The sequence below is a fragment of the Intrasporangium sp. genome (assembly GCF_035280925.1).
Lineage (GTDB): Bacteria > Actinomycetota > Actinomycetes > Actinomycetales > Dermatophilaceae > Intrasporangium.
In genome coordinates this window covers 98,052-107,964 of sequence record NZ_DATEEY010000181.1, presented here as the reverse complement: position 1 = coordinate 107,964, position 9,913 = coordinate 98,052, and the positions used below count along the sequence as shown (strand labels likewise).

The 9,913-nt window shown below is 70.4% G+C and carries 8 protein-coding genes; 6 read left to right on the top strand and 2 right to left on the bottom strand.

Annotated elements, in window-relative coordinates; translation table 11 throughout:
* A partial coding sequence (gene gcvP / locus VJN29_RS16990) for an aminomethyl-transferring glycine dehydrogenase (RefSeq protein ID WP_324144819.1) occupies nucleotides 1–2,657 on the top strand: 2,657 nt, incomplete at its 5' end.
* Between the two features lie 70 nt (nucleotides 2,658–2,727).
* Complete coding sequence (locus VJN29_RS16985) at nucleotides 2,728–4,218, top strand: glutamate--cysteine ligase (protein WP_324144818.1); 1,491 nt, start codon at nucleotides 2,728–2,730, stop codon at nucleotides 4,216–4,218.
* A 66-nt stretch (nucleotides 4,219–4,284) separates the two neighbouring features.
* Here VJN29_RS16985 and VJN29_RS16980 read toward each other — a convergent pair whose 3' ends face one another.
* Nucleotides 4,285–4,923: a histidine phosphatase family protein gene (locus VJN29_RS16980; protein WP_324144817.1), complete on the bottom strand. Its 639-nt coding sequence runs from the start codon at nucleotides 4,921–4,923 to the stop codon at nucleotides 4,285–4,287.
* Nucleotides 4,924–4,955: 32 nt separating this feature from the next.
* Here VJN29_RS16980 and VJN29_RS16975 point away from each other — a divergent pair, with 32 nt between their 5' ends.
* Entirely contained in the window at nucleotides 4,956–5,825 is an 870-nt protein-coding gene (locus tag VJN29_RS16975) for a PhzF family phenazine biosynthesis protein (protein ID WP_324144816.1), read from the top strand.
* A gap of 12 nt (nucleotides 5,826–5,837) precedes the next feature.
* On the opposite strand, the gene VJN29_RS16970 is transcribed toward VJN29_RS16975, so the two are convergent.
* On the bottom strand, nucleotides 5,838–6,593 hold the full coding sequence (locus VJN29_RS16970) for an RNA methyltransferase (protein ID WP_324144815.1): 756 nt from the start codon (nucleotides 6,591–6,593) through the stop codon (nucleotides 5,838–5,840).
* A gap of 177 nt (nucleotides 6,594–6,770) precedes the next feature.
* Between VJN29_RS16970 and VJN29_RS16965 the strand changes: the two genes are divergently transcribed.
* From VJN29_RS16965 to VJN29_RS16955, 3 genes are read left to right on the top strand one after another with little or no spacing between them, the layout of a single operon-like run.
* Nucleotides 6,771–7,940, top strand: a complete 1,170-nt coding sequence (locus tag VJN29_RS16965) for an LLM class flavin-dependent oxidoreductase (RefSeq protein WP_324144826.1) — start codon at nucleotides 6,771–6,773, stop codon at nucleotides 7,938–7,940.
* Complete coding sequence (locus VJN29_RS16960; RefSeq protein WP_324144814.1) at nucleotides 7,940–8,551, top strand: FMN reductase; 612 nt, start codon at nucleotides 7,940–7,942, stop codon at nucleotides 8,549–8,551. Before VJN29_RS16965 ends, VJN29_RS16960 begins: the two co-directional genes overlap by 1 nt.
* Nucleotides 8,552–8,592: 41 nt before the next feature.
* Complete coding sequence (locus VJN29_RS16955; protein WP_324144813.1) at nucleotides 8,593–9,849, top strand: APC family permease; 1,257 nt, start codon at nucleotides 8,593–8,595, stop codon at nucleotides 9,847–9,849.
* The last annotated feature ends 64 nt before the right edge of the window (nucleotides 9,850–9,913 follow it).

Sequence of the window (9,913 nt, the reverse complement as noted above, 5' to 3'; positions counted from 1 at the left end):
CTCGGAAGAACCGCCCGTGGCGGTCGTTCCTCGGCCTCGGCTACCACGCGACGTTCACGCCGCCCGTGATCCAGAGGAACGTGCTCGAGAACCCGGGCTGGTACACGCAGTACACGCCCTACCAGGCCGAGATCGCGCAGGGGCGGCTCGAGATGCTGCTCGCCTTCCAGACCATGGTGGCCGACCTGACCGGCCTGCCGCTCGCCAACGCCTCGCTCCTCGACGAGGCCACCGCCGCCGCCGAGGCCATGACCATGGCCCGCCGGATCAGCCGCGGCAAAGCCTCCGCCTTCTTCGTCGACGCCTTGTGCCATCCGCAGACCATCGCCGTCATCCGCACCCGTGCCGCGCATCTGGGCATCCACCTCGTCGTCGGCGACCCGCTCGACCAGATCGAGTCCCAGGACGTCTTCGGCGCCGTCTTCCAGTACCCCGCCACCGACGGCAGCATCCGCGACCTCCGCCCCGCCATCCGTGCCGTCCAGGCGAAAGGCGGCCTCGCCGCCGTCGCCACCGACCTCCTGGCCCTCACCCTCCTGACCCCGCCCGGCGAGCTGGGTGCCGACATCGCCCTGGGCTCGGCTCAGCGCTTCGGCGTGCCGATCGGCTATGGCGGCCCGCACGCCGCCTTCTTCGCCACCAAGGACGCCCACAAGCGCGCCATGCCCGGCCGGATCATCGGCGTCTCGGTCGATGCCCGCGGCAAGCCTGCACTCCGCATGGCGCTCCAGACCCGCGAGCAGCACATCCGCCGCGAGAAGGCCACCTCCAACATCTGCACCGCACAGGTGCTCCTCGCCGTCATGGCGTCGATGTACGCCGTCTGGCACGGGCCAGACGGCCTGACGCGAATTGCTCAGCGGATCCGCTCCCACGCCGTGAACCTGCGAGAAGCGTTGGTGGCCAGTGGGATCGAGGTCACCACGGAGATCTGCTTCGACACCCTGACGATCTCGGTTCCCGGCCGGGCCGACGAGGTCGTCCGGGGTTTCGTCGACCGGGGCATCAACCTCAACCGCGTCGACGCGGACCGGGTCTCGCTCAGTCTCGACGAGACGACGACGTCGCGGACGGTGGCGGCAGTCCTCCAGGGGTTCGGTCTGGATGCGCCTCCCCAGCCAGACGACTCCGCCACCGCCGTCAGCGCCGGGCTGGAGCTGCCGACCCACCTCGCCCGGACGTCCGACTTCATGACGCATCCCGTCTTCCACAGCCACCGCTCCGAGACGGCCATGCTCCGCTACCTGCGCCGTCTCGCCGACCGGGACTTCGCACTCGACCGGGGCATGATCCCCCTCGGCTCGTGCACCATGAAGCTCAACGCCACCACGGAGATGGAGTCCGTCAGCTGGCCGGAGTTCGCGAACCTGCACCCCTTCGCGCCCGCGGACCAGTCCGAGGGCATCCGCCGGCTCATCGACGAGCTCGGCAGCTGGCTGTGCCAGATCACCGGCTACGACGCCGTCTCACTCCAGCCCAACGCCGGGTCGCAGGGGGAGTTCTCGGGCCTGCTCGCCATTCACGCCTACCACCAGGCCCGCGGTGAAGGTCACCGCCGGATCTGCCTCATCCCGGCCAGCGCCCACGGCACCAATGCCGCGTCGGCCGTCATGGCCGGCCTCAAGGTCGTCGTCGTCAAGACGGCTCCAGACGGCACGGTCGACATGGGGGACCTGCGCGCCAAGGTCGACCAGCACCGCGACGACCTCGCGGCCATCATGGTGACCTACCCGTCGACCCACGGGGTCTACGAGGACACCATCACCGAGCTGTGCGAGCTCGTCCATGACGCGGGCGGACAGGTCTACGTGGACGGTGCCAACCTCAACGCGCTCGTCGGGCTTGCGCAACCGGGCAAGTTCGGGGCCGACGTGTCGCACCTCAACCTGCACAAGACGTTCTGCATCCCGCACGGGGGCGGCGGTCCGGGCGTCGGCCCGGTCGCGGTGCGTGCGCACCTGGCACCGCACCTGCCCAACCACCCGTTGGCTCCCGAGGCCGGGCCCGAGTCGGGCGTCGGGCCGGTGAGCGCGGCCCCCTATGGCTCCGCGAGCATCCTCCCGATCTCCTGGGCATACATCCGGCTCATGGGCGGCGACGGGCTGCGCCACGCGACACAGCTGGCCGTGCTCAACGCGAACTACGTCGCGGCGCGGCTGCGGGAGCACTACCCGGTGCTCTACTCAGGGCGTGACGGCCTCGTGGCGCACGAGTGCATCCTCGACGTTCGCAAGATCACCACGGACACCGGCGTGACCGTCGACGACATCGCCAAGCGCCTCATCGACTACGGGTTCCACGCGCCCACGATGAGCTTCCCCGTCGCGGGCACGCTCATGGTGGAGCCGACCGAGTCCGAGGACAAGCACGAGCTGGACCGGTTCTGCGACGCGATGACCGCGATCCGGGACGAGATCGAGGCGATCCACAAGGGCGACGTCGCCCTCGCCGAGAGCATGCTGCGCAACGCTCCCCACACCGCGCACGCCATCGCGAGCGGGGACTGGGTGCATGAGTACGAGCGCGCTGGTGCGGCCTTCCCGGTGGGTGTGGAGGCGGCAGACAAGTACTGGCCACCGGTAGGGCGCATCGACGGTGCCCATGGCGACCGGCACCTCGTGTGCTCCTGCCCGCCGCCGGAGGCGTTCGAGGGCTGACGGCCGAGAGCGGGCGACACCCGACCCCAAACCCTCGCGCAGAGGCCGCTTGTGTGGTTGTCTCGGGTTCGTGGGAGCCGAAGTCGAACAGGCCAGGTACACCCGAGAACAGCGGCAGCGCTACCGCGAGAAGGTGCGCCGCGACCTTGACGTGTTCGAGCGGATGCTGGGCCACAGCCAGTTCGAGTTCGACCGGCCCATGACTGGGCTGGAGATCGAGCTCAACCTCGTCAACGGCGACCTCGGTCCGAAGCTCGACAACAAGACAATCCTCGAGCAGATCGCCGACCCCGACTACCAGACCGAGCTGGCGCGCTTCAACATCGAGCTCAACGTCCGCCCGCGACCGCTGCCCGGTGACGCCGCCCTCGAGCTGGAGCAGGACCTACGTGCGTCCCTCAACCATGCCTCGGAGCGGGCCGCCGAGCTGAACACCGGCATCGTCGCGATCGGCATCCTGCCGACGATCATGCCCGAGCACTTCGAGGGCGACTGGATCAGCGAGAACATCCGCTACGCGGCGCTCAACATCGCGGTCCTCGACGCCCGCGGCGAGGACGTCTGGCTCGAGCTCGAGGGCCCGACCGGGGAGCGCATCGCGCGGTACTCGGACTCCCTCGCTCCCGAGTCGGCGTGCACGTCGATGCAGCTGCACCTGCAGGTGGAGCCGGAGCGCTTTGCCGACCACTGGAACGCCGCCCAGGTCCTCGCCGGCCCCCAGCTCGCCGTGGGCGCGAACTCGCCCTTCTTCCTCGGCCAGCGGCTCTGGGCGGAGACCCGCATCCCCTTGTTCACCCAGTCGACCGACACCCGCTCCGTCGAGCTGAGGAACCAGGGGGTCCGGCCGCGTGTCTGGTTCGGCGAGCGGTGGATCACCTCGATCTTCGACCTCTTCGAGGAGAACGTTCGGTACTTCCCGTCGCTGCTTCCCGAGATCTCGGACGAGGAGCCGGAGGACGTCTTCGAGCGCGGTGAGGTCCCGCAGCTGAAGGAGCTGCGCCTCCACAACGGGACGGTCTACCGCTGGAACCGCCCCATCTACGACATCGTCCACGGCCGACCGCACCTGCGGGTCGAGAACCGCGTCCTGCCCGCGGGCCCGAGCATCATCGACGTCCTGGCCAACGCCGCCTTCTACTACGGGACGATGCGGGTCCTCGATGCGGAGGACCGCCCGGTGTGGACGCGGATGAGCTTCTCCGCGGCGGAGGCCAACTTCGAGGAGGGGGCTCGACTTGGGATCGACGCAAGGACGTACTGGCCCGGGATGGGCGAGGTACCGGCGACCGAGCTGATCCTGCGTCGGTTGCTGCCGATGGCGCACGAGGGGCTCGAGCGGTGGGGCGTGTCGCAGGCCGTGCGGGACCGGTACCTGTCGGTCATCGAGCAGCGCTGCCTGACGAGCATGAACGGTGCCTGCTGGCAGGCGGAGTGCGTGGCCAGGCTCGAGTCGCGAGGGCTCGCCCGGGACGAGGCGTTGCGCGAGATGCTGGCGAAGTACATCGAGGGCATGAACGCCAACGAGCCGGTCCACACGTGGGAGCTCCCCAAGGAGGCCTGAGTCCTACTGGGGCACAATGATGTTCGAGCCGTATGCCGCTGAGCTGGCTTGGTTGGGCCCGCGCGCTCACCGCGTGGTGGAGTTCCGGAGCAGACGCCACGGGGACAGGTTGTAGGTGCCGAGGCAGCGGGTGGAGCGGTGGTGGGTCAGGATGCTCATCGACCCGGGGTCGAGGATGAGCTGTTGCCCCAGGCGGGGGCTGCGGCCCAGCCAGACCGCTGTCAGGACCCGCAGGGCGTGCCCGTGCCCGAAGAGCGCGACGTCGCCCCGCTCGAGGCTCGGCCAGATCGTGTCGATGACCTGCTGGGCCCTGGCGGCCACCTCCTCGAGCGTCTCACCGGGGGTGTCCCCGGGGACGACCCCGTCGACGAAGACCTCCCAGGGCCGGCCGAGCCCGGCCGAGATGTCCGTGGTCGTGATGCCCTCGTAGGCACCGTAGTCCCACTCCCGGAGGAGCGGCTCGACCTCGACGTGCGTCAGCCCGGCCAGCTCGGCGGTGCGTCGGGCCCGCTGCAGGGGTGAGGAGAGGACGCGCTCGAACGCCCGGTTCTGCAGGATCTCCCCGAGCTCGCGGGCCGCCTCCTCGCCCTCGGGCAGCAGAGGCAGATCGGTCGTGCCGGTGTGCTGCCCGCTGAGCGACCACTCCGTCTCGCCGTGGCGGAACAGGTAGATGCTTCCGGGCACGACACCGTCTGGCTTGGCCATGCGGTCAATCTAGTGCCCGGCAGACTCTCCTCGTGGACCTGCGATTCCGGCTGCTCAATGTCTTCTCGATCGATGGCGATCCGTTCTCCGGCAACCCGCTCTGCGTCTTCGAGGACGCCGCCGCCCTCACGGATCAGCAGATGCAGTCGTGGGCGAGGCAGTTCAACCTGAGTGAGACCGCCTTCGTGACCGCGACGCGCGCTCAGTCAGCCGACGTGGCCGGGGCGGACGTGCGCATCTTCACTGCGTCCTACGAGATGCCCTTCGCCGGCCACCCGACCCTCGGGACAGCACACGTCGTGGCGGCGCTGGCAGGTGGCGTCGACGAGGTGGTGCTGTCCATGCCGGCGGGACGCATACCGGTGCGCCGGGTGGGCGACGCCTGGCGGCTGCGCGCCAATCCGGGGAGGGCCCGATCTGCCCGGACCACGGAGTCGGAGATCGCCGAGGTTCTCGGGATACCGCCCGAGGCGGTCGTCCCCGACGGCGCGCACTGGGTCGACTCAGGGGTCGAGCAGCTCCTCGTCGAGCTCGCCGACGGGGATGCGGTGCACGCCTGCCAGCCGGACCCGCGCGGCATGCGCGAGCGCCTGTCGGTACCTGGCCCAGAGCCCCAGGTCTATGTCTGGGCACGGACTGCGGACTCGGTGATCACGGCGCGGTTCTTCGCGGTGAGCCGCAGTGCGCTGGAGGAGGACCCGGCAACCGGCTCGGCCGCCGCCAACCTCGGGAGCTGGCTCGCCCTGACCGGACGGCGCGACGAGCTCATCACCATCTGGCAGGGGGACGAGATTGGCAGACCTTCACGTGTGGTGGTGCGCATCGATGATGGGGGCACCGTCCTCGTCGGCGGGCGGGTCGCCGAAGTCGGCAGCGGGACGGTCCGTGCGGCGCACGGGTGAGCCCCGCCACGGTCAGGCTCGGGCCCGTCGCACCAGCTCGAAGCACACCACCGCAGCGGCCGCCGCGACATTGAGCGACTCGACGCCGCCCGCCATGGGGATCGACACCCACGTGTCGACGAGGTGGGCGACCTCGGGGCCGTGGCCGGACGTCTCGCTGCCGAGCACGAAGGCGACCGGCTCCGGAAGGTGCGCGGTGAACAGGTCGTCCTCGCCCTCGGCGTCGAGTCCGACGACGTGGAACCCGTGCTCCTTGAGGGTGGAGACCGCCTCCGCGGCGGTGAAGGCCTTGAGGATCGGGGCCCGGAAGGCGACTCCGGCCGAGGCCTTGACCACGAGCGGGTCGATGGACGCGACACCGCGTCGCGGCACGACGACGCCGCCGACACCGGCGGCCGTGGCCGAACGGAGGATCATCCCGACGTTTGCCGGGGTCGTGATGCCGTCGAGGACAAGAACGGTCCGCAGGTCGGCATGGTCGAGCGCTACGGCGAGCGGGAGCATCCGCGGGGCGACGACGTCGGCGAGGACGCCCTGGTCCTGACGGCCGTTGCCGGCGAGCTTCTTGACCCGCTCCGCGGATGCGGACTGGACCGTGACGCCACGCCGACCAGCAGCCTTCCTGATCTCCGCCAGGCCTGCGCCGCGAGCACCCTCCGCGATGACGACCTTGTCGACGTGCAGGTCGGCATCGAGGAGGACCTCGTGCACGGGGTTGCGGCCGTAGACCGTGATGAACCGGTCCTTCGGGGAGATCTCAGGGGTCACCCGGTCAGGATCGCACGCCACGCGATGCGCCCGGGGAAGCCGGCCGTGCTGGGCGGCCGGGTGACCGGAGAGCGCGGCTCAGCGGCATACGGCCTCGTGCCGGAGGCACCGGGAATGTGCGGCCGCGGCTGGCTGTTGGTATGCTTGAATCGTCAATTAATGAGGGAGCTGGGACACATGCAGTTCGGGATCTTCACCGTGGGCGACGTCACGACCGACGCCACGACGGGTCGCGCGCCCACCGAGCACGAGCGGATCAAGGCCACGATCGAGATCGCCAAGAAGGCCGAAGAGGTCGGCCTCGACGTCTTCGCCACGGGGGAGCACCACAACCCACCGTTCGTGGCACCCGCGAACCCGACCGTGCTGCTCGCGCACCTGGCCGCCGTGACCGAGCGGATCATCCTGACGACCTCGACGACCCTGATCACGACGAACGACCCCGTGCGGCTCGCCGAGGACTACGCCTACCTGCAGCACCTGGCCGACGGGCGGATCGACCTCATGATGGGCCGAGGCAACACCGGTCCGGTCTACCCGTGGTTCGGCAAGGACATCCGCGACGGCGTCCCCCTCGCCATCGAGAACTACGCCCTGCTCCACCGCCTGTGGCGCGAGGACGTGGTCGACTGGCAGGGCACGTACCGCACGCCGCTCCAGGGCTTCACGTCGACCCCGCGCCCGCTCGAGGGCGTGCCGCCCTTCGTCTGGCACGGCTCGATCCGCAGCCCGGAGATCGCGGAGCAGGCGGCTTACTACGGTGACGGGTTCTTCTCCAACCACATCTTCTGGCCGGCCAGCCACACCCGGCAGATGGTCCAGCTCTACCGCCGCCGGTTCGAGCACTACGGCCACGGGTCCGCTGACCAGGCGATCGTCGGCCTGGGTGGGCAGGTCTTCATGCGGAGCAGCTCCCAGGAGGCGATCCGCGAGTTCCGGCCGTACTTCGACAACGCGCCGGTCTACGGCCACGGCCCGTCGCTCGAGGACTTCATGGCCCAGACTCCGCTCCTCGTCGGCAGCCCCCAGCAGGTCATCGAGGCCACGCTGGGCTATCGCGACTACGTCGGCGACTACCAGCGTCAGCTGTGGCTGATGGACCACGCCGGGCTTCCTCTGAAGATGGTGCTCGAGCAGCTCGACATCCTCGGCGAGGAGGTCGTCCCCGTGCTGCGCAAGGAGTTCGCCGCCCTCAAGCCGGCCCACGTGCCGGACGCCCCCACCCACGCGTCGCTCGTCTCGGCGGCCGGCGGGGCGCACGACGCGACCGTCTACGCCGCCGCCGACGACGTCACGGGTGCCTCGCCCGACGAGTCCCGCATTCCTGCCGCCCAAGGAGCCATCTGATGACCACCCGCCTGACCGTCATCACCGCTGGGATCACCGAGCCCTCCTCGACGCGCCTGTTGGCGGACCGGCTCACCGAGGCCGTCGTCAAGGCACTCCCCGGCGGCGATGCCCATGTGGAGGTCATCGAGGTGCGCGACATCGCGCACGACCTGACCAACAACGTGCTCACCGGTTTCGCGTCGCCCGCACTGCAGGAGCGCCTCGACGCCGTCGTGGGGGCGGACGCACTCGTCGTGTCGACGCCGATCTACAGCGCCTCCTACAGCGGGCTGTTCAAGATGCTCATCGACGTCCTGCCGGCGGACTCCTTGCGTGGCAAGCCCGTGCTGCTCGGCGCCACCGGAGGCACGGCCCGCCACTCGCTGGCGATCGACCACGCGCTCCGGCCGTTGTTCGCCTACCTCGGTGCCCTCGTCGCACCCGTCGCCGTCTTCGCGGCGTCCGAGGACTGGGGGAGCGTCGAGGCGGGGCGCCTCGGTGCCCGGATCGAGCGGGCCGGCGCGGACTTCGCCCGGGTCGTCGCCGGGTCGCCCGCTCCGCGACCCGTCGATCCGTTCGAGGACGTCACGCCGTTCGAGTCGCTGCTGGCTGACGCCTCGCGCAGCTGACGCGAACCTGGTGTTTGTCGCGACCTGACACACTGCAGGGCGTGGCCTCGCAGCCAGCTCTGGCCCGTCGGCTGACCACGGCCGACGCGGTGCACATCGGCGTCGGCTCCATGGTCGGGGCGGGCCTGTTCACCGCCTTCGCCCCCGCGGCCGCTGCCGCAGGCACGTTGCTCCTCCTCGCCCTGGGCCTGGCCGCGGTGGTGGCGTTCTGCAACGCGACGTCGTCCGCGCAGCTCGCCGCCCAGTATCCGACGTCCGGGGGCACCTACGTCTACGGCCGCGAGAGGCTGGGACCGGGGTGGGGGTTCGTCGCGGGTTGGGGATTCGTCATCGGCAAGACCGCCAGCTGCGCCGCCATGGCGATGACCTTCGCCGCCTACGTCGTCCCGGGTGCCTGGCAGCGCCCCGTTGCGATCGCGGCCGTCATCGTTCTCGCCACGGTCAACTACCACGGCGTCACCCGCACGGCGCGCCTCGCGCGGATCCTCGTGGCCGTCGTCCTCTCCCTCCTCGTGGTGACCCTCGTCGCGGTGGCGTCCGGGGCGCCACCGGCGCCGGTCACGCTCGAGGCCCCGGTCGGCTGGGCGGGGGTCGCCCAGGGCGCGGCACTGCTGTTCTTCGCTTTCGCCGGGTACGCCCGGATCGCGACGATGGGCGAGGAGGTCTCGAGCCCGCGTCGGAGCATCCCGCGCGCCATCATCATCGCCTTCGCCATCGTGGTCCCGTTGTACACCGTCACCGGGTGGGTCCTGCTCGATCGACTGGGTGCTCCCGCACTCGCAGCGGCCGAGGCGCCCCTGCGCGAGGCCGCAGAGAGGACGCCGTATGCGGCGTGGCTCACTCCCGTCGTCATCGTGGCCGCTGCCGTCGCCGCCCTGGGCGCCCTGCTCTCCCTCATCGCCGGGGTCGGACGGACCTCGCTCGCCATGGCACGGGAGGGCGACCTGCCCAGTCCCCTGGCGCGGGTCCACGACCGTTACGCCGTGCCCCACGTCGCCGAGGTCGCACTCGCCGGCGTCGTCTCCGTGCTCGTGCTCGTCGTCGACCTGCGCGGGGTCATCGGCTTCTCGTCCTTCGGGGTGCTGATCTACTACGCCATCGCGAACGCGGCGGCGTTGACCCAGACCGGCCCGGACAGGATCTACCCGCGTGTTCTTCAGGTGGTCGGCCTGGTGGGATGTGTCGTGCTGGCGTTCCGGGTGCCCATCACGTCCCTCATTGCGGGCGTCCTCGTCCTGCTGGTAGGGGTCGCAGGTCGGGCCCTGGTCGTGCGGCGCCGGGACGGCGCTGGGGCATGATGCGGGTTTGTCCACATCCCAGCGCGCTGACTCAGAGGGTCCACAGGACCGGCCCGGGCTCCTG

Coding starts and splice junctions, on each gene's coding strand:
- VJN29_RS16980 (WP_324144817.1), bottom strand. CDS start 4,923: ATGGCCAAGCCAGACGGTGTCGTGCCCGGAAGCATCTACCTGTTCCGC.
- VJN29_RS16965 (WP_324144826.1), top strand. CDS start 6,771: ATGCAGTTCGGGATCTTCACCGTGGGCGACGTCACGACCGACGCCACG.
- VJN29_RS16960 (WP_324144814.1), top strand. CDS start 7,940: ATGACCACCCGCCTGACCGTCATCACCGCTGGGATCACCGAGCCCTCC.